We start from the raw sequence: 23332 nt of genomic DNA on the forward strand, positions 1-23332 counted from the left end.
CAGTGCTCTCCGAAAAGAACACTGCTTTATAAGCTACTAATTTTTAATTAGTTTTCCTTGTAATGAGGTGTCTCCCGTTTGTACGATAACAATATAAACACCCTGCAGCCAGCTGGTAACCTCCACGTCTACCTCTCCGGAAGCCGTTTTCAGTTCCTTACGGAATTTGACATTGCCCATGGCGTCAAAAACTGTAACCTGTTTTGCCAGTAATTTTTCATTGCCCGTATTATACGAGATTTTCACTTTTTCCTTCGCAGGATTTGGTGTCATTTTCAGAGAAGAAACTGACGTTGCCGCCACACTTCTTCCTGCATTTTTCATACCCATCCAGTTAGGATCTACCGCTTTGGTAGTAAACTTACATGTTTCATTGGAGAATAAAATCTCATCCGCACCCTGGAAGTTTGAGTTTGGATAGAATGCCAATGGATTAGCGTTCATATCATACACTCCACCAGCAGGAATTGTAATAATAGATGGAAGATAAATTCCAAATCCATTAAGACTTGAAACGGTAAGACTTATCGGCTGGCTTCCGCCGTTGTAGATCACACCATACACATTATAGTGATCTCCAACCCATTTCATGTCTTTAATGCTCGCTTCCAGCTTACATTCTGTTTCGTATCCGCATTCTTTACCCGGATAGTAATTCATGGTTCCGGAAGTAAATTGACATCCCAGATGGTCAATCTGCAACTGATAAGTTCCTGCAGCACCAATATATAGCGGATAAATATAATCATTGTTTCCACTCTGGATGCTGTTTCCAAACAACAGCCAATCATGATGATCGAAGACTCCTTTTGGTCCTAAAACATAATTCTTTCTAAGGCATTCATCATAGCATCCTGTTGGGAATACCCACATAAGACTTTCAAGGCTTAATGGAACCTGTACATTACCTACAACCTTACATCCACTTGGTGCCGTGTAAATAACCTGATAAGCACCACCTTCATTTACTGTAATAGACTGACCTGTCATTCCGTTGCTCCAGTTATAAACTCCTGCAGACGGCCCTGATGCTGTTAACATCACCTGATAAGGCTGACAACCCACCATACTATAGGTTACAGAAATCGGTGCCGGCGGGCTATTTACAGTAACTGTAAAGCTTTTGCTGCTTGTACATCCTGATGTACCCGGAGTTCTTACTTCCAGCGTATACACATAAGTACCAGCAGATAATGGTCCTGTACTTATAGCAATAGGATAAGGAGAAGAAGCCCATGGTACAATTACAGAATTTCCTTTTTTCCACTGATATTCTAAGGTGTTATCCGTTACAATACCGGTAAGTACCGTTGAAGATCCTTCACAGATATTCGCTGTTCCTGATATATTTACATATGGAGGATTTTTAAGCGTTACCGGGATTGCTTTGGTACTCATAATACTTGTTGTACATCCATCTGATGATACCAGCACCGGCCAGTAATTACCAGATTGCGTAGGTGTGAATACCGGAGAGTTTGGTGCACCTGCAACAGGCTGAGAGCCATTCATCCAGATATACTGACTAGGAGATCCAAGTGTACTGGTAAATACAATATTAGGAGCACTTCCTATACAAGCCACAAGAGAAGGAGGTGCTATAGTACCATCCAGAGTAGCTTCTTTTACATTCACACCAATGACAGCAGAAGTATATTCACATCCCATAGGTGTTTTAATTTTCAGCTGAATGGTTTTTGTTCCTGCTGTATTATACGTTATTGTAGCACCTGATCCTGTCGTAATATAAGATGTACCATCAAAAATCCATGTGTAGGTATTTCCGGGAACATAATTTATTGGACTGAATGTTATAGGCGAACGGGCACACAACCAGGCTGGAACCAAGAAAGATGTATCAGGAATAGGAGCTAATGTAATAGTCTGCGTAGTAGTACATGTTGGCTTCCCTGGTGCAGAAACCGTCATTGTAAAGGTATAAGTACCTGGCGCAAGATTATAAGTAGCAGACTGTCCTGTTTGGGTAGGCTGTCCCGGCGAAGTGAACGTGTAGGTAATAGACGCCGGATTGATTTCAAATATTGTAGAAGTATTAAAAAGTGTTACACTATAACCATTTCCACTACATACTGTACTGATATTGAATTTAGGTTCATAGTTCTTTCTCACTTCTACCCCTTTGCTGTACCAGCATGAACCGTATCTCAGGCGTACAAAAACAAGATGTGCTCCTGCAAGATTAGTCTGATATACCGGTGAAGCTGTTCCCTGACCTGAAACTAAAGTAAGGAAAGTATCAGACAACCATTGGATTTCATCCGGAGTTCCATTGTACGTTAAACCAGAAACCGTAATGTTATTACAAGCAGTCCATGCCGGTACGAAGTTGATCTGAGGATTTGCTGTACAACTTCCACTGCTCGGGCATGATTGTGTTACATTAATATTCTGTGAAGAAACCACACAACCGTTAATATCTACTGCCTGCACTCTATACGTTCCAAAAGCACCTGCTCCTGAGATGGTATACGAGTTGGTAGTTGCACCAGATATAATACCATTATTTTTATACCATTGCCAGGATATGATATTGGTAAGTCCTGTAGAGCTGTTAGCCGTAATAGTATACGGTGTCATTGTGGTAGGATCACAAACTGCAATATTATATACCGGAGAAACAGTAATAATGGTTTCAGGATATACAATAAAATTAGCACTTGCAGTAGGTTTATAATTACATCCGTTAGTACCTGCATAAGTTACAGTAACTGTGTGGGAAACATTATTTCCTGAATTATTCTGGATATATCCGTTATTCGGGAAGCTGTAAACCCCAGACGGATTAAAGGCTGTCGTAAACGTTCCGCCAGCAAAAGTGAAAGTAACACTTGTGGCTGAAGTAATAGTTCCCTGATTTACTGTAAAAGTAAGATTTGATCCTAAACAAATTCCGCCAACATTGGTAAAGCTTACTACCGGAAGCGTAATTAAAGATACCGGCATAGTAATAATCTGTGTTACTCCACATTTTACTACTTTCAGAATAAGATCAGTAGTACTCGTTGAAGAAATCTCGTTGAAGTTTACGGTAATATTAGCTGTACCCTGTCCGCCTACTACACTTCCGAAGTTGGAACTGGCAAACGACCATTCCATAAAGTCAGGAACAATACCATTCAGGTTAGCACTGAAAGTTTGAGTACTGCTTGGGCAGAAAGGTCCTGGTTTTGGATTAATAACAATAGTACTAAGGTCTATTTTAGTTACGTTAAACGTTTTCGGAGCTGAAAGACATGCTGCACTGCTGATAGATTTGTTCTGTGCAGACACTGTATATGACGTAGCGCCGGCATTAAATATCACCGTAACAGATTGTCCTGCATTACTTCCTTGAATAGTTCCGTTGGTAACAGTCCAAACCGGTACCATTCCGGGATCCACTGAACTGATGGTATAAACATAAGGTTTTCCAGGACATACTTTTGTTTCTCCGGAAATGGTTCCGTTAGGTGCCTGTGGAATTGGTAATACCTTAATAATTCTTCCATTACTTTCACAACCTCCACCTTGCTTGGTAGCCGTCACAGTATATGTTCCTGCCGTAGCAAAGTTATAGTTGAATATTCCTGTCATGGGTGGAGAAGTATACGTAGATGCCCCTGTTGTTACTTTCCAGATCACCGGTACATTAGGGACAGCTGTAAATCCTTGGCTTGTTCCGGCACAGATTTCATCCACACCACCACTTACCAATACTGGTGCTTCTACTACGATATCTATAGAAGCCTGTCCTTCACATCCCAATAAAGTATTAAAATAATTTGCTGTAAGATGATAAGTCCCTGGCTGATTTGCGGAGAAAACAATTTCGTTTCTCTGTTGAGTATTCGTCAGCAGACCTCCCGCAGGACCTGTCACATTCCAGTTAACTTTGGTTGTTGGCCACTGAGGAATTGAATAAGTATACTGTCTGCCGGTACATATCACTCCCTGTCCTTTAATTTTTGCATTTTTTAAAACTACAGGAATTTTAATTGTCGTCCACTCAGGACATGCACATTCTGACATGTACATTACATATCCAAAGCCTTCAAGCGGATCTACCTGATCCCAAACCACTTCAATTTCATTACCGTTAATGTTGACAATTGATCCTCCGATAACTTTCCATTGTCCTTTGTTGCATCCATCCTGTACATTGTATTTTTCAGTACTCCCTTCACATACTACGGAAGCACAGTTGATCTGTACAGGATCAGCTTTTAATACCTTGATCTGTTTTTTAATTTTATCCTGGCAGCCGCACTTGTTGGTAACCGTCAGAGTAATTGTATAGTTTCCGGGATTAGCATACAAATGAGACGGCTCAAAAGCGGTAGAAGTTGTACCATCCCCAAAGTCCCAGAAGTAGTTAATGATATCCGATCCACCGTTCTGTTCAGAAAGATTGTCAAAATAGATCGTTGTATTCCTACATACAGTATCAGTCAGGTTTAACATTTCAAATTTAGCAATCGGCCTGTTAATCTTTTCGATACAAATGGTCTGGGTTTCCACAGTTCCGTCATTGTAGGTGATAACCGCCTGTAAAGATCCGTTCCCCGCTGCTCCCCAGCTTACATTCGCTACGGTATTCGTAGGTCCTGAAATAGCTGCTGTACCTCCTGAAACCGTCCATTGGACATTGGAAACATTCGGTCCCTGAATCTCGTATTTTACGGTTGATTGCTCACAGACCCGGAGACATTGGGATGAATTGATGTAGGAATAAGCGATTCCGTTGTCAGGGATCTGACCATCTTTTTCGCCACGGAATTCCTGGCATCCGACCTGAGCGGTCCATGTAATTCGAGCTTGAGCTTGTAGTACCCAGGGTACCAGAAGCCAACATAGCAGGAGCCATCTGAAGATGTGCTGCCTACCAAAATAGGTGTTGTTTTTCATAGTTATTAAAAAAGTGTTATTAATTTTTTGTCAAATTAGTAAAAATAATAATATAAAACTCATTTAATCGTGAAAAAATAACATTATTTCACAGTTGAATTTCAACAATATAGATAAATTCATACTTATATGCTATTTCACCAACTCATTAGTTATATAAAAAAAATCATCTTTTTTTTAATTTCAGGGTCTCCAAGCCATTTTCAATCAAATAAAATCCTATTTTTTCTACCAATAAATCCCAAAATCAACAAGTAAAATTAAATTTAATTTATTTTTTACTAAATAATATCAATTTGTATTAAAATTAATCACATTCAAAACAGATAGAATAACAAGTTTTACCCATTCCTTAATTCTTAAAAAACTATATGTATTTCGACAACTTAATCTTCATTAAGCATTTCCTATTCATATCAATATCCATAAGGACAATCATTAGAATTGCCGACAAGATTAAAATAATTTATCTTTGTTTTTCAAGGCTTATCATAAACATTATATTCAACAACTCTTATATGAGAAACAAAAATTTTTTATTTTCCGCCAAAGGAATCTGTACTGCAGCTTTTCTTTCCTTAAACACAATCTTTTATGCACAGAAGACAGCAGATCTCTCAACCCTTTCAGAAAAAACATTAAATACCATTCTGGAAAAAAACAGAGCTTATTATACTCAGGGAAAAGTGGCAGATTACATTCCTGAACTAGGGAAAATGGATGCTAAAGCAATTGCCTTTTCAGTGGTTGATAAAAATGGAAAAGTATTCAACACCGGTGATGTAAGTAAGAAATTTACCATGCAAAGCATTTCCAAAATCATATCCTTAATGGTAGCCGTCAATGAAAAAGGAGAAACTCATATTTTTGATAAAATGGGATATTTCGGATCAGACAAGCCTTTCAACCATTTTTCCAATCTTGAAACCACAGGAAAGCCGCTTAATCCAATGATGAATGCCGGAGCAATCCTTACCACTTCATTGATCTCAGGAGACGGAGAAAAACCATTCCTTAAAATCCTGGATATGGTAAGGTATATTACCAAAAACCCATCTATAGAATATAATAAGTCTGTTTACGAATCGGAAAAGTCAACAGGACACCGTAACCGTGGAATGTTTTACATCATGAAAAACAGCGGACTGATTTCAGGAAATGAAGACCAGCTGGACAACTATTTCAAACAATGCTCTATTGAACTTACTGCTGAAGATCTCGCAAAAATAGGATACTTCTTTGCCAACCAGTGTGTAAGATTTGACGGTGATGCCACTTATAAAAATGCAGATATGGCAAAATTAGTAGAATCACAGATGCTGACTGCCGGAATGTATGAATTCAGTGGGGAATACTCCAGAACTGTTGGTTTACCAAGCAAATCCGGTGTAGGAGGAGGTATTACGGTAAGTGTTCCGGGAAAAATAGGAATCGGAGTTTTCAGTCCTGCTTTAGATCAACATGGAAATTCTCTGGCCGGATATCATATGATTTTAGATCTGGCAAAACAGTATGGATTAAGTATCTTTTAAAGATTCTGGTACGTAAATTATCACAAAGGCTCCAAAACAAAATGTTTTGGAGCCTTTGCATAAAGGATTAATCATTCCTTCTCTTTAGTAAAAATGCATTTATTTTATCTGCCAGACCAACCAGCACATGTCCTTTATCTGGATCAACATAGGATTCAAAATCAGGAAGTAACCCTTCAAGTCTTTCTTTTATTTGTTGAGAATCCCTGACCACATCACCTGCTCCACCTATAAAAAAGACAGGCATGGTCATATTTTTCAATTCTTCATCAGAAAAGATATACTCCTTATCTATCCTTGCATTCACAGAGGACTGCATGAGGCTCATAAAGTCCAGAACAGACTGATCTATTTTTTGTGAACCCGTTATCAGTTTATTGATTTTTCTCTTCCCGGCATTTCCAAGTAGAGAAAAGAATATCGCTTTAAACACAAAGCTGCGCTGTGTTTTTACAATTCCTCCCGGAGAAAGAAGGACAAGCTGACTGATTTTTTCCGGATATCTGGCTGCAAACTTTATCGCAAGCCATCCACCTTGAGACAATCCCACCAAAGAAAATTTTGTTATTTTCAGTTGTTGGAAAACCTCAAACAGCCAATCACTGTAATAATTACCTTTATAAGGAAGTCTGTTTTGTTCACTTTTACCTGGTTCCCCAATAATATCAATAGCATATACTTTGTATTCTTTGCTGTACAAAGCAAGATCCTTCATCCAGGATGCAGCGTTAGAATTAGCTCCATGAAGTAATATAAGTTTAGGATGATCTTCATTTCCATAACTGATAACATGGGTTTCTCCAAAGCTTGTTGGGACCGCTTGTTGACGGATATTTCCTTTAAAATTTGCTAATGCAGCATCATATTGCTCCATCACCTTTTCTTTGTGAGTATCTGATCTGAAAGTTGTTGTCTGTTTCATATATACCTGTTTTCTTTTGTTGTATTTTTTAAATCCAAAAACAAATTTCTGTATGACACACCCCAAAAGTAAGACCTCTTGAATCTGACTACAGTTATTCAAGATCGACCGGAAATTGGCCAATTTCTGAAAAGGAAGTCAATACGAATTGAGTATGGATAAGATTAGAAACCCGTTAAATCATCATAATTGCAAAAACAAGAGAAAACGAGCTTACTATTACAAACACAGGCATGTATAAATCATAATTTCATCAAATCAAATTATGATTGAGTTTTTAGGAGTACAAAAATACAAAAGTTTTATATACTAATCATAAAATACAATAAAAAGCAATTGTTTTATTAAATCCCAGAAAGATCACCCATAGACATAACACATTAATAAACAGATCTTTTACCTTAAAAATTAAAAAAACACCCACCTTTTATATTTACTTTTTTTATGAATTTCGGAAAGATATTTAAATTATTCTTAAAAATACCTATCTATTTATTTATCAAAAAGATAGAAAAAGTTCATAAATAATTCAAATTAAATCACAATATATTGATTAATTTTATTTAAATTCGCTTTGTCATTTTATCAGATTGATAAAGGTAATTCTAACATTTCAGAACCGTATTCATTGTATATTATCTTTTTGTAATATACCTAAAAACAAATCTCTTGTTTTTGAAATATTTTATTTTTTATTCCTATATTTGCTTAACATTTTTTTAACTATAACCATTTATAGTTAAAATTTATAAGATTTTACCGGCCATGTTTCTAAGAATAAGGAAACAATAAATATACTTTAATAGCATTTGAACAATTGATATTTTCATATTAAAAAATCATTATCAAATAGCGTTTATAATTAAAGATATATGATTGTTTTATTATTTTTATTTCCTCATAACAGTAAATTGTTATTTATATGAATAACATTAGTGTTTTGCTATGAGATATCATTAACTATTTCTATACCGTAAATGCTATGAAAAACTTGACCAAAATCAGGCTGATGCCCTTTGAAAAGCCGGATATAATTACTACAATCCAAAATCTATCAACAAACGATAGATTATTAAATAATTACCACAAAACAATACATATTGTTAACGATTTAACAAAAACAATTTTTACTATATCATAGCAAAAAGTAATGGTCTTAGCGAAAGACCTTGCATTCTGTTATGAAACTCTTGCTATCATTCAATAATTCAATTAACACGCCATGAAAAAATTAACCATTATTGGACTGACGCCTTTTGAAAAGCCGGACGTTAACCTTATATCCCGATTGCACCAGGCGGGTGCGTTCCCCGTACTAAGTTTAGGAAATGAGCTAACGAAAGCCCAGGAAGCGTTACATCAACTTGACGAGATAGACGTACCATCGTATGGTATTTATTTTTCTAACGACAATTTCACCACTCTGCAGATTCCGGAAAAAGTAAGATTTGCGATCCTACCGTTCGGAATGTCCACACCATTCAATGTACCTGCTATTTATCAGGTAACCAGTTTGGAAGAGGCCAGACAAGCTGAAGAATCAGGGGCACAAGGAATCATTATCAAAGGAAATGAAGCCGGTGGATTAGTAGGCTATGAATCCACGTTTGTATTATTCCAGCGTGTGATCAAAGAAATCCAGAGGATTCCGGTGTGGATACAGGGAGGAATTGGTCTCCATACTGCCGCCGCATCAAAAGCTTTAGGAGCAACAGGAATTGTTCTGGACAGCCAATTGGCGTTGTTCCCGGAAAGTTCAGTTCCTAAGGATCTGAAAGAAGTATGCTCAAAACTGAATGGTACAGAAACTAAGGTGATTGCTAACCATCGTGTATTGGTAAGACCTAACTCACCTGCTTTACCTGAAAATGCAACCGCTGAAGATCTGAAACAATACTTTACAGGTTTCGACCTTAGTACATGCTATATCCCTATGGGACAAGATATTTCATTAGCAACGGATCTGTATGAAGACTTCAAAACACTGAAAAAACTTATTTTCGGTTTCAAAGAAGCCATGTATGGACACCTGAAACAAGCCAAAGCACTTAAAGTAATTGATAAACAAAACTCTTTAGCACAGGAACTGGGCTTGAGTTATCCTATCGCCCAAGGCCCAATGACCCGTGTGAGTGATGTTCCTTCCTTTGCCAATGCAGTAGCAGATGCAGGAGCCTTACCTTTTGTTGCTTTATCCTTATTGAAAGGAGAGTCTGCAAAATCTTTGGTAATGGATACCAAAAAACTGGCTGGTGAAAAAACATGGGGTGTGGGAATTTTAGGATTTGCTCCACAGGAATTAAGAGATGAACAGACATCCTATATATTAGAAGCAAAACCTCCTGTAGTTTTGATAGCCGGAGGAAGACCTGCACAGGCTAAAGTATTTGAAAAAGCAGGAATTAAATCATTTTTACACGTTCCTTCCCCTGCCCTTCTGGATATTTTCCTGAAAGAAGGAGCTAAAAACTTCATTTTTGAAGGACGAGAGTGTGGAGGTCACGTAGGACCCCTGTCCAGTACAGTTCTTTGGGAAAAACAAATTGAACGTATTTTAAAAGAAGATCATCCTGAAAACATCAGTGTCTTTTTTGCGGGAGGAATTCATAACGCTTTTTCAACGGCATTTGTTTCCATCATGGCTGCACCATTGGCTGCAAGAGGAGTAAAAATCGGGGTATTGATGGGCACAGCGTATCTGTATACCCACGAAGCTGTACAAACCGGAGCTATTCAGGAAGAATTCCAATCTCAGGCAATGCAGGCGAAGGATACCGTTTTACTGGAAACAGCTCCCGGACATGAAACCCGTTGTTTAAATACAGCTTTTGCCCACCATTTCAATACCGAAAAGGCAAAACTTCTTGCTGCCGGAATGGATAAAAAGCAGGTATGGGAACAACTTGAAAAATTAAATGTAGGCCGTTTACGTATTGCGGCTAAAGGTATAGAACGTCAGGGTGATAAATTGGTCAACATTCCTAAAGATGACCAACTGGACTTAGGAATGTATATGATCGGACAGGTAGCCACCATGCAGAATCGTGTGATCTCATTGGCTGCTCTTCATCAAAGTGTTGTAGACAATTACAAACATATTCAGGATGCGGCATTACCGGAAGAACCCGTTTCTACGGAAAAACCGCTGGACATCGCTATCGTAGGAATGGAATGTATTTTCCCGGGAGCTAAAAACCTTGATGAATACTGGAGAAATATCATTTTAGGAAAAGACAGTGTTACCGAAGTACCGGATGAAAGATGGAATAAAGAACTTTATTATAAGCCGGATTCCAACGAACCGGATGTATCCCATTCCAAATGGGGAGGATTTATTCCTAAAATCGATTTCGATCCGCTGGCATTCGGTATTCCACCACAATCTCTTGCCGCTATTGAACCTACTCAATTGTTAACCTTATTGGTTGCCAAGCGTGCCATGGAAGATGCTGGATATGGAGAAAAATACATCAACAGAGAAAACATTTCTGTCATTATAGGTGCTGAAGGAGGTAATGACCTTGCCAACAGCTATAGTTTCAGAGGATATTATAAGCAGGTTTTCGGAGAACTTCATGAAGAAGTAAAAGAAGCCTTCCCACATACGACTGAAGATTCTTTTCCGGGTATTCTGGCAAATGTAATCGCAGGTAGGATTACGAACAGATTAGACCTTGGTGGAAGAAACTTTACGGTAGATGCCGCATGTGCTTCTTCTTTGGCAGCCATTGATCTGGCATGTCAGGAACTTGTATTAGGAAAATCTGATATGGTTCTTGCCGGAGGAGCAGATTTACACAATGGAATTAACGATTACCTGATGTTCTCGAGCACGCATGCCCTATCCAGAAAAGGAAGATGTGCTACATTTGATGATGACGCAGACGGTATTGCTCTTGGAGAAGGTATCGCCATCCTTGTTTTAAAAAGATACGAAGATGCTGTACGTGATGGTGACAGAATTTATTCAGTAATCAAAGGAGTTGGAGGATCCAGCGACGGAAAAGCCCTTGGATTGACTGCTCCTAGAAAAATAGGTCAGGTAAGAGCTCTGGAACGTGCTTATTCCCAGGCTGGGATCAGTCCTGCTTCTGTAGGCCTTGTAGAAGCGCATGGTACAGGAACGGTAGTAGGTGACAAAACTGAATTAAGTGCACTGACTAATTTATTCAGTCGCTCAGGAGCTTTACCAGGACAGACGCATTTAGGTTCCGTGAAAACACAGATCGGCCATACAAAATGTGCGGCAGGATTAGCAGGATTGATCAAAGCTTCCCTTGCCGTTTATCATGGTGTAAAGCCACCTACCCTTCACCTTCAGCAGCCAAATGCTTATTATAACGCAGAAACCAGTCCGTTTGCATTCCATGCTGAAAGTGGATTATGGGCAGAGAAAAACCGTTATGCAGGAATCAGTGCTTTCGGATTTGGAGGAACGAATTTCCATACCGTTATTGCGAACCATCCTAAACAGGACAATTCAATTGCCATGCAGTCGTGGCCTTCAGAATTGTTTGTCTTCCGCGGAGATACCTATGAAGAAGCGAAAGGACAGTCAAGCCAGGTTAAGGTATTATTAGAAATTAATGATGGTATTCCATTAAAAGATATTGCTTACAGTTTAAGCATCAGCTCAGAAAAACCAATCCAGTTCAGTATTGTCGCAGACACCGCTGAAGACCTGATGATGAAGCTTGAGTTAGTACTGCTAGGGATTGAGACAAAAGATACTTTCACCGTGAATAAAAAAGAAGGTAAAGTAGCATTCACATTCCCGGGACAGGGCAGCCAGAGAATCAATATGGCTCGTGACTTATTTGTAGTTTTCCCGGCTATGCGTAAAATTATTGATGAATATCCTGAACTTGAAAAAGTAGTTTTCCCCTCTAAAACCTTTACCGAAGCTGATTTAAAACAACAAAAAGAAACCATTAAAGATACCCGTTTAGCACAACCACTTTTAGGAATTGTAGACCTTGCATTGGCAAAATTCCTAGAATCATTAGGCATTATCCCTGATATGCTGGCAGGCCACAGCTATGGTGAAATTCCGGCTTTATGCTTTGCAGGAGTATTTGGAGAGGATAAACTGGTGGACCTAAGTGTTAAGAGAGCTCAATCTATCTTAGATTCAGTAGAAGGCGGAGATCCGGGTTCAATGTTGGCAGCAAGTGCTGCTGCAGAACGTTTACAACCTATTATTGCTAAAGTTGAAGGATGCTATCCTGTGAATTTCAACGCTCCGACTCAATGTGTGATTGCTGGAAGTACGGAAGCTATCAATAAATTACTTGAAGTGCTTAAACAGGAAGGTATTTCTGCTAAAAAACTGGAAGTTGCCTGTGCATTCCACAGTCCATTACTAGCGAAATCCAAAGATTTATACGCTGAAGTCTTAAAAGATGTTCCTTTCCAGGAAATGCAGATTCCTGTTTGGTCTAATACCACTGCAGAAGTATATCCAACGAATCCATCAGAAATAAAAGAAAGACTTACTGATCATCTGGTACAGCCTGTAAGATTTGTAGAACAGCTTCAGGCCATGTACAATGACGGTGCAAGAATATTCATCGAAGTAGGACCGGGAAAAGTACTTACCGGATTAACCCAATCCTGTCTTGAAAAAGATCAGCTCACCCTATATGTTGAAGACAACAGCCGTAATAAATTCAGCCATCTGCTTTGCATGCTGGCACAATATTTAGGAACAGGCAGAAGCTTTAACATTGATAAACTTTTTGACGGCAGAAGTGTTACGATTATTGATCTTAACCAACCTGAGCTTTACAAAAAAAGCCCTGCTATCTGGCGTGTTAACGGGCAAACTGCCCACCCAACCACCGGTAATCTGCCATCTAATGGTGCATTACCACTTATAAACCCAATTCCCATGAACAATTTTACTAATAATCCACAGGCACCCGCAACGGAAGCCCAGTCTACTGCTGAACGCATGTTGCAGGAATATTTGAACAGCATGAAATTAATGATACAGGCACAACGCGATGTGATGCTTTCCTTTATGGGACAGAATCCTCAGGCGTTCCCTGCTCCTGTATACCATTCACCAGCACCGGCTGCTGCACACCAACCTATATCTACGATTCCGGTTCAGCCAGTTCATCAGCAACCTGTAGCTGTAGCTCCTGTAAAACAAGCTCCGTCAAGAGATATTAAATCCCTATTACTACAGGTAGTAAGTGACAAAACAGGATACCCTCAGGAAATGCTGGGTATGGAAATGGACCTGGAAGCGGATTTAAGTATCGACTCTATCAAAAGAGTTGAGATCATCGGAACACTTCGTAACGAATTGGGAACTCTGGGCAACGGAAACACCAGCGAAGACACCGTTATGGAACAGCTGGCAGGCATAAAAACATTAAGCGGATTAGTTTCATGGCTTACTGAATTCTCAGGTGCTGAAACAACTGCTGCGACAGAAAAAAATGGATCTGCGGCCGAATCAGCGCCTTCAAAACCACAGGCTCAGCCGGCATTCTCACTGGAGGACCTTCAAAATGCTATTTTGAATATCGTGAGCGAAAAAACAGGATATCCAAAAGAAATGCTGGGGCTTGATCTTGATCTGGAAGCAGATTTAAGCATAGATTCCATCAAACGTATGGAAATCATCGGTGATCTTAAAACTAAGATCGGATTTGGTCAAAACCTTGAACAGGCTGATGATGTGATGGAAAAACTGGCGGCCATTAAAACCCTTCGTGGTCTGGCAAGCTGGATCAGCGAAATGAATGGTGAAACCAACGAAGCAGCTCCGGAAGCGAAAGAAGAAAATACTACAGAGCCAACTCAAAATGTATTGTCACGTCTTCGTTTTGACATCACTCCTACCGATGCTTCTAAAGTACAAAATACTGAAGTATTGCAGGGAAAACGTTTTGCCATTACACAGGATGACAGCAAACAAACTTCTGCGATCAAAGAAACTCTGGAAAAACATGGAGCTATCGTAGAAATAGTAGATACGGATAAAGATCTTTCAAATATCGACGGATTAATTATGTTAGACCTATTTTCTGCTGTTGATAAGCCAAGTATTATCGATCATGTAGATCTGATCAAGAAACTGGATTTTGATAAAGCAAAATGGGTATATCTTATTTCTGATATTCCTGCACATATTCAGGAAATTACAGATGCAAGTATATTACGTCATCATCAGGGATATCCGGGACTTTTCAAAAGTTTAGCCAGAGAATTTGATAATACAACATGCAGACTCATCAGCCTGAGCACCCCTCAGGAAGTAGATCAGATTGCTGAAATTACATTGAAAGAGATCCTTACCAACGATAAACCTGCTGAAGTGATTTATAAAAATGATCAGAGACACCAGGTAGACATCATTCCTTCTCCATTATCCACGAGTTTACATGAGGCCCATATCCAGCTAGATCAAAAATCTGTGGTATTGGTATTGGGAGGCGCACAGGGAATCACTGCCGAGTTGGTAAAACACATGTCCGAGGCTTATCCTTGCACCTATATTCTGGTAGGAAGATCGGCAGACCCGAGAAATGAGCTTTCGGCTAAAGACTTTGAGGGGATGAAAACCAAAGAAGAAATCAGAAGTTTCCTGATCAAGTCTGGTCAATTCACTTCTCCTGCAGAAATAGAAAAAGAAACGACGAAGATTTTCAAAAATAATCAGATCCTGCGTACTATCCGTGACATGGAAAACCTTGGAAACACCATCATTTACCAATCACTGGATCTTTGTGACGAAGAAGGTTTAAGCAATCTGATCAGCAGTATTTATGAGAAATACAACCGTCTGGATGGAGTCATCCACGGAGCAGGTCTTTTAGAAGATAAATTATTCAAACAAAAGACCACAAGCTCCTTCGGACGTGTATTTGATACCAAAGTAAAACCCCTTCGTGTATTGGCAGAACAGCTTCGTTCAGACTGTCAGTTTGTAGTATTATTCTCAAGTATTGCTTCCGTATACGGCAACAAGGGTCAGACAGATTATGCCGCAGCCAACAGTGTACTGGATGATTACGCTAATGCTTTAAACAAAAGGTTAAAAGGAAAAGTAATCTCTATCAACTGGGGACCATGGAAAGGTGCCGGAATGGTCTCTTCCACCCTGGAATCTGAGTACGAGCGCAGAGGTATTTCCATGATCCCATTGGATGAAGGAAAAGAAATCTTCCTTAACGAAATTAAATACGGAACAGAAAGCCAGGTGCTGATCATGTCAGGAAATAATTGGTAAAACACTGTATAAACAAAGTATGAAAAAAACAGATGTTGCTGTAATTGGTTTATCCTGTGTCTTTCCCGGGGCTCAGGATGCCAACACTTTCTGGCAGAATATTGTCAATAAAGTTGATTCTACCGAACTCGCTCCGGCGGATCGGATAGATCCGGTTCATTTCAGTGATGCCACAAGTCCCGTTGACCGTTTTTACTGTCAGCGTGGAGGGTTTATCCCTGATTATACTTTCGATCCTACCGCATTTGGTATTTTGCCATTAGCCGTTGAAGGAACGGAACCTGATCATCTGCTTACCCTTGATCTGGTACAGAAAGCACTGGAAGATGCAGGTATATTTCAGAAAAACATTTCCCTTGAAAAAACAGGAATCATCATTGGTAAAGGAAACTACACAGGCCCAGGTGCGACCCGAGCTATAGAAATTGTAAGAACCGGAGAACAGATTTCTTCATTGTTACAAGAGTTACTGCCTCACGTTTCTTCTTCCGATATTGAAAAGGTAAAGCATGCATTTCAGGAACGTAAAGGTCGTTTTGCAGCAGATACTGCGATGGGATTAATTCCCAATCTTGTTGCTTCACTTGTCGCCAACCGTTTCAATCTGGGAGGTGCTGCATTCACTGTAGATGCCGCTTGTGCCTCTGCTTTAATTGCTGTAGATCATGCAGTGCAGGAACTTCAGAGAGGCCGTTCAGATATCATGATCGCAGGAGGTGTACACACAGGACAGAATGCTGCCTTCTGGAGTATTTTTGCCCAGCTGGGAGCGATGTCACGTCAGCAGCAGATCAAACCTTTCAGTATGGATGCTGATGGTCTGTTAATCGGAGAAGGTTGTGGTTTCGTAGTCTTAAAAAGACTGGAAGATGCCGTTCGCGATCAGGATAAGATCTATGCGGTTATTAAAGGCGTTGGCGTAAGCAGTGATGGTACCGGAACCAGCGTGATGAGCCCATCTGTAAAAGGTCAGTTGAAAGCGTTGGAACAGGCATGGATCAATGCTGATTTAGATAAAAATAAAGTGGGATATCTTGAGGCTCACGGCACAGGAACACCGCTTGGAGATAAAACAGAACTTCAGACCTTGGCTCAATTCTTTGGAAAAGAAGAAGCTGCTCCGGCTGCAGGTATCGGATCTGTAAAGTCCAATATCGGACATGCCATGCCAGCTGCCGGAATTGCAGGATTAATTAAAACCTGTCTTGCCTTACATCACGATACTTTACCACCAACCCTATATTGCGAAAATCCGACTTCGGAGATGCAGAATACAAGGTTTGAACCGGTACAGGAAGCCAGAAACTGGTCAAAAACAGGACTGCCAAAAGTAGCGGCAGTGAATGCTTTCGGATTCGGAGGAATCAATGCACACGTTGTTTTGGAAGGGTATGATATGCCTAAAAAAGATCAGGTATTGATCTTGGCCAGACCTACTCATGAAGAACTGCTATCTGCATTACAAAATAATGAAACAACTATCGGCGAAGGAGATTTCAGAGTTGCGATATTCGATCCAACTCCTGCCAGAATAGAAAAAGCCATAAAAATTGTTTCCAAAAATATCATCTGGAAAAACAAACAGGATATCTGGTATACTTCTACCCCATTATTAAAAGATGGAGGTAAAGTAGCCTTTGTATTCCCTGGATTAGATGGTCTGGCAAAAGGTGAGGTAGAAACGGTAAGCCGTTATTTCGGATTATCAGCACCTATCGAAACAGAAGGTGAAGGGCTTCTAACCGATGCCTTAAACATTTTCAACAACTGCAGTATTCTTGATAATTCACTGAAAAAACTGGGAATTATTCCGGATATGAATGCAGGACACAGCTTAGGAGAATGGCTGGCCGGTTACTCTTCGGAATTAGCAGAAGCCAATTCTGTAAAAGCCTTAATTGATGTACTGAATCCTGAAACTTTTGAACTAAAAGATTCCAAGTTCATTGCCATAGGAGCCGGAATTGAGGTGATAAAACCTTTTATTGCTGAAATTTCAAACCTCTATGTTTCCAATGACAACTGCCCTAATCAGGTGATTCTTTGCGGAAGCAATGCAGCTCTGGATGAATTGGTTCCTCTGTTAAAAGCAAAACAGATCTTCCATCAGGTTCTGCCGTTCCAGTCTGGATTCCACTCTCCTTTTATTGCAGATAAGCTGGATGTGATCCTTGCGGGAATGGAAAAAGCACAGTTCCAGCAGACGAAAATCCCATTGTGGTCTGCCACCACTTTAGAACCTTATCCTGCAGATCAGGCAGCGATCAGAAAACTGAGTGCAGAGCATTTGGTAGAACCTGTTCGTTTCCGTGAACTCACCGATAAATTATACGAAGAAGGCGCGCGAGTCTTCATTCAGGTCGGTACAGGAGGACTGATCGGATTTATTGATGATACCTTGAAAGGAAAAGCATTCAGTACAATTGCTTCCAGCGTTCCAACCCGTTCTGCATTGGCGCAGTTACAGCGTGTAGTTGCTTCCCTATTTGTAGAAGGAAAAACAATTGCTCTTGATTTTCTGGAGATTAAGAATCATTCGAAAAGACCGTCAGGAAAAGGTATTAAGCTGGAATTAGGTTCACCTATCATCCGTAATTTTAAAGAGGTGAAAGCGTTGGCTCAGTCTTTTGACACGCCAAAACAATATGCCGCAACAGCTTCAGCTATTGCTACAAAAAGCGGACATCCTCTGGTACAGGCATTCCAGGATAACGTTGCCGATATGATCCGTATGCAGGAAGAAGTATTGACTTTATTCCAGAACCGTCCGGAAATCACCATCCAAAGACCTGCACCTGTAGTTCATGCTGCTCCACAACCCGTAAGAAGTACAAATTTTACAAAAGATTTATATGTAACGCTGGAAAGTCATCCTTACCTGATCGATCACAGTTTATTGAGACAGCCTAAAGGATGGGCTCATGTAGCAGATATGGAACCGGTAATCCCGATGACGATGATCTTTGAACAGCTTGCAGAAATTGCAGAAGCAGAAATCCCGGGAACATTGGTTCATAAAATCATGAATGTAAGTGTATTCCAATGGATGAATGTTGCCAAACCTTTCGAAAAAACCGTAAAAGGAGAATGGCGTTCACCGAATCACGCTTATCTCGATATTGAAAATTTTGCCAACGCAGAAGTAGTCTTAAAATCTGCTCCTGTTCCAACACCTGACTTCAATCTTTCCATCGGTAATCTTTTACCTATCGAAAGAACCCCTGAAGAAATCTACGACATGCACATGTTCCATGGGGACCAATATCAGGGAATTACAGAAGTTTCTGCCGTAGGAGATAAAGGAATCATCGGGAAGATAAAAGCAAACGGAGGTAAAGGATCATTGCTTGACAATGCAGGACAGCTGTTCGGACTTTGGCTTCAGCTTACGTTGGTGAAAGACCGTATTGCATTCCCTGTAAAAATCAGAGATATTGAATTCTTCGGCGATATGCATGATCAGGAAGGTATTTTTGAATGTACCTGCATGCTGACTGAATTGAATGATGAATTCGCCATTGCAGACATTATCCTGAAAAGAGACGGTAAAGTATGGTGTGCGATTACCGGATGGCAGAACAGAAGACTGGAAATTGATGCCGCTTTATGGAATGTTTCCATGTCACCACTGCACAACCGCCTTTCGGAAGAGATTGCCCCTGAAGTTTTCTTCTTCCATCAGGCCTATACAAGAGTTGCTTCATGGGATTTTATCCTGAAAAGATATTTCAACCAAACGGAAAAACAGCATCATCAGCAATTGTTACCTAATAAAAAGAAAAACTGGATGGTAAGCCGTGTGGCAGTGAAAGATGCCGTAAGAAATCTTCTTCGCAAAGAAAAAAATCATGCCTGCTTCCCGATTACGTTTGAAATCCGTTCCGATGAAGTGGGGAAACCTTACCTTATCAGTGATTTTACAGATAACATCCATATTTCTCTGGCTCATAAAGGAAAAGAAGCCGTGGGAATCGCGAGATATGGAAAATCTGTAGGAATTGATATGGAACTGATAGAAGAACGCAGTTCAGGATTCTACGACATGGTATTTACCGACAAAGAATTAACCTTATTAAAAGACCGAGATCAGGCAGAATGGACCACCCGTTTCTGGGTAGCCAAAGAAGCTTATGGAAAGTTTCTGGGAACAGGACTGAAAGGAAATCCTAAAGCCTTCGAAGTCGAATTGATAAAAGACGATCACCTGTGGATCAACAACATTGAAATCAAAACTATTAAACATAAAAATTATATTATCGGATGGACACTGTAAACGCAACATTAAAAATGAACCACGAAGAACTTTTTACTTTATTAAAAGGTTTTATTACTGAAGTGATAGGTGCTGAATTTGTAGAAGAGATGGACATTACTCCTGAAAGTTCATTCACCAGAGATCTTGAGATGGACAGCATCGAGATTGTCTCTTTCTCTGAAAAGATCAAGGCGCATTTTGGCGATCAGATCGACTTTACAGGTTGGTTATCATCTATGGATCTTGACCAGCTTATTAATCTTGACCTTAGTATGATCATCAATTATATCTACGAATGCCAATAATCACTGTCAATAACAGACAAGTTCATATACAGGAACTCAACAAAGGAGCCGAACAAACCGTGGTACTCATCCACGGTATGTTCAGTAACCTGTCCATTTATTATTTTAATATTGCCCCAATTCTGGCAAAACATTTCCATGTGGTGATGTACGATCTGAAAAGCCACGGTATGAGTGAACGCTTTCTGGATGGGTACGACCTTGACAATATGTCATCCGATTTAATAGGTTTAATAGATCACCTTCAACTGGAAAAAATACACCTTGTCGGCTATAGCTTCGGAGGTCTTATTGCTTTAAAAACAGCTTTAGAATACCCGGACCGCGTGAATCAGCTAGTGGTGATGGAAGCGCCGGATCCTCAGGATGAAAAAGCCCGTAACATCATTGATGAATACAGCAAGGAATTTCTTGAGCACTATGTAGCCAATTTTACAGATACCACCAAAGTACAGATGGGCAAAAGACAAATGGATAAGAACCACCGTATGTATGAATTTCTGTTTAACCAAACCAGCATTAAAGCAGATATGATTAAGGAAAAACATTTCCTGGGTGAAACCGACTTCAACAAATTGACAGCTCCTACTCTATTGCTTTATGGCGCTGATTCCAATTGCAGACCTACAGGTGAATGGCTGCAATCTCAAATCAGCGGATCTGAACTTGAATTAATTCCGGGCGATCACAATATTCCTATCCAGGAACCTCAGCTTATCGCTGAAACGATTGCTCAATTTTTATCTAAAATCCTAACACAAAACCATGGCTAAATTTGCATTTATAGTTCCACCATTGACAGGACATGTCAACCCTACCTTAAGCATCGGTGCTACACTGCTGGAAAGAGGACATGAAGTAGCCTGGATCAGCCTTGACCCTACTTTAGAGGCCAAACTTCCCGAAGGAGGAAAATTATTACTGATCCAGTACGATCAGACCGACGAAGAAAAAAAAGAAAGTGAACAATATCTCGATATTATCTCCAAAAAAGTAGTGTATGGTATAGACAGCGTTAAGTTCCTGTATGAAGAGGTTCTTATCCCGCTGAACAGACATTGCTACAATGGTATTGTTACTTTATTAAAAATAGAGCAGCCCGATTTGATTATCGGAGATCATCAGTTATTTGCAGCTCCGGTTGCAGCCAAAACTCTTGGTATTCCTTATGCCACTTCTGTTACCGCTCCGGCAGCCATCAAAATTATGAATGAGCTTCCAAAAGTACACGAATGGGAAGTTAATCAAATCATTGATCTGCAGAAAAAACTCGGTTTCCGGGAAGAACGTTCTCTGGCGACGTCTGACCTTCTGACTCTGGTTTTGACTTCCGGTTATTTCTTTGGGGAAATGGAGGATCTGCCGTCTCAATACCAGTTCACAGGTCCGGTTCTTACGGAAAGACGTGTTTCATGTGAATTCGACTGGGAGAGATTAAAAAGCAAAGACAATAAAAAGATCTTTGTAAGTATCGGAACTACCTTCGATCACGATCATAAAAAGGCATTTTTCCAAAAGGTAATCGATGCTTTTAAAGAGGAAGATTTAACCGTTGTAGTCGTTTCTGATCCAGAGCTTTTTGAGCTGTGGCCGGATAACTTTATGGTGTATCAACAAGTTCCGCAATTGGATCTGCTGCCTCATCTTGACGGCGTAGTTTGCCATGGCGGTCATAATACCGTTTCTGAAACATTATCCAACGGTATTCCTTTGGTCGTGATTCCGATTGCGTATGATCAGTCGCATGTTGCAGGACGTGTGGTGCGTACAGAAGCGGGTGAGCGCCTGAATTTTAACCGATTTAAAGCCAATCACCTGAGAGAAGCGGTACAACAGATTTTAAATACTCCAAGCTACCGTGAAGCAGCTCAGAAAGTAGGTCACTCTTTTGTGGAAGCAGGAGGAGCAGCTACAGCAGCTAACTTATTGGAACAAGCGATATCAAAGGCTTCAAAACCTGAAAAACCGTCTAAATTTTTATTTGTAGTTCCTCCGTTTTTCGGACATGTGAGCCCGACTCTGAGTGTGGGAGCAAGTCTGATTGCCCGCGGACATGAAGTTAAATGGTTCGGGATAACCCCTTTAGACAGTAAACATATTCCTGAAGGAGGTTCTTATTTCTACCCTGAAGAAGATCTTGTTCCGTATCAGGAGGAAATCGCCCGTATCTTGAAAAGGCAGGATGACGGACCTGCATGTTCCGGTCCTGAAGTAATGAAACTGGCTCTGGAAGAAACCTATGTTCCTTTCGCTAAAATGATGATGCCGGGATTAACCAGACTAACAGAAAGCTGGATGCCGGATGTGATCGTGAACGACTGTATCACTTTCGGAGGGGCGCTTTTCGCTCATAAACATCATATTCCTTGTGTAACGACAACACCTGTTCCTCCGGATGTGATGGGAGACACGGAAAAAAGTGCCCCTAAAATCTGGGAATGGCAACAAAAACTGATCAAAGACCTTCAAAAAGAAGTGGGAATTCATGAGGAGGGAATTTATATCCATTCTCACAAACTGAATATGGTATTTACTTCACAGGCTTTCGCTGGTTTTGAAACCGTTCCGCCTCATATGAAATTTGTAGGCCCGGTAAAAGGACGTCCGAACGATGCTCCGTTTGACTGGGATAAACTGAATGCATCCACCACTCCAAAGATATTTGTGTCATTGGGAACACTGTTGGTAGATATCAGAAAAGCTTTCTTCGAAAAAATCATTGCTGCATTCAAAGACCAGCCGGTGACCGTGATTGCCGCTACTCCACCGGAAATCTTTGAAGAATGGCCGGACAACTTTATTGTGAACAGCTTTGTGCCACAATCGGCAGTGATGCAGCAAATGGATATGGTGATCTGCCACGGTGGTTTCAACACCGTAAACGATACTTTCCGTAATGGTTTACCGATGTTGATCACTCCCATTGCATATGACCACTTCCATATTGCAAAACTGATTGAGCAGGCAGGCTGCGGAATCAGCATCCGATACAAAAGACTTCGTGTAGATGCCCTTCGTGAAACTGTTTTTGAATTATTGGAAAATCCAAAATACAGAACCGCTGCTCAGGAAGTCCGCAATACATTCACGCTTGCCGGAGGAAATGATAAAGCCGTAGAACTATTAGAAAATTTTGTACACGAACATTCAATATTAGCTTCAGTGTAG

Annotated in this window: 8 protein-coding genes; 6 read left to right on the plus strand and 2 right to left on the minus strand. The window is 40.2% G+C overall.

The features are described 5' to 3' along the window. Window positions 1-36: 36 nt before the first annotated feature. Window positions 37-4905: a PKD domain-containing protein gene (locus tag RHP76_RS07405; protein WP_311229860.1), complete on the minus strand. Its 4869-nt coding sequence runs from the start codon at window positions 4903-4905 to the stop codon at window positions 37-39. Between the two features lie 518 nt (window positions 4906-5423). On the opposite strand from RHP76_RS07405, the gene glsA reads away from it, so the two are divergent. Continuing rightward, window positions 5424-6437 carry a glutaminase A gene (gene glsA / locus RHP76_RS07410; RefSeq protein ID WP_120231819.1) on the plus strand — a complete coding sequence of 338 codons (1014 nt, stop codon included), beginning with the start codon at window positions 5424-5426 and terminating at the stop codon, window positions 6435-6437. 67 nt (window positions 6438-6504) lie between these two features. Here the strand turns inward: glsA and RHP76_RS07415 are convergent, their stop codons facing one another. Beyond that, a complete protein-coding gene (locus RHP76_RS07415; protein WP_311229861.1) occupies window positions 6505-7359 on the minus strand; it encodes an alpha/beta fold hydrolase in 855 nt (284 codons plus the stop codon). Between the two features lie 1222 nt (window positions 7360-8581). Between RHP76_RS07415 and RHP76_RS07420 the strand changes: the two genes are divergently transcribed. Genes RHP76_RS07420 through RHP76_RS07440 form a run of 5 tightly spaced genes read left to right on the plus strand, consistent with a single transcriptional unit; the run spans window position 8582 to window position 23332 of the window. After that, window positions 8582-15604: an SDR family NAD(P)-dependent oxidoreductase gene (locus RHP76_RS07420; RefSeq protein WP_311229862.1), complete on the plus strand. Its 7023-nt coding sequence runs from the start codon at window positions 8582-8584 to the stop codon at window positions 15602-15604. Between the two features lie 19 nt (window positions 15605-15623). Next, window positions 15624-19877, plus strand: coding sequence for a beta-ketoacyl synthase N-terminal-like domain-containing protein (locus RHP76_RS07425; protein WP_311229863.1), 4254 nt, complete (start codon window positions 15624-15626; stop codon window positions 19875-19877). Further along, window positions 19865-20164 carry an acyl carrier protein gene (locus RHP76_RS07430; protein WP_034696900.1) on the plus strand — a complete coding sequence of 100 codons (300 nt, stop codon included), beginning with the start codon at window positions 19865-19867 and terminating at the stop codon, window positions 20162-20164. The genes RHP76_RS07425 and RHP76_RS07430 overlap by 13 nt, the downstream gene beginning before the upstream one ends. Then, window positions 20155-20937, plus strand: coding sequence for an alpha/beta fold hydrolase (locus RHP76_RS07435; protein ID WP_120231823.1), 783 nt, complete (start codon window positions 20155-20157; stop codon window positions 20935-20937). Before RHP76_RS07430 ends, RHP76_RS07435 begins: the two co-directional genes overlap by 10 nt. Beyond that, window positions 20930-23332, plus strand: a complete 2403-nt coding sequence (locus tag RHP76_RS07440) for a glycosyltransferase (RefSeq protein WP_311229864.1) — start codon at window positions 20930-20932, stop codon at window positions 23330-23332. Before RHP76_RS07435 ends, RHP76_RS07440 begins: the two co-directional genes overlap by 8 nt.

It is taken from the genome of Chryseobacterium sp. SG20098, assembly GCF_031844745.1.
GTDB classification, from domain to species: domain Bacteria; phylum Bacteroidota; class Bacteroidia; order Flavobacteriales; family Weeksellaceae; genus Chryseobacterium; species Chryseobacterium cucumeris.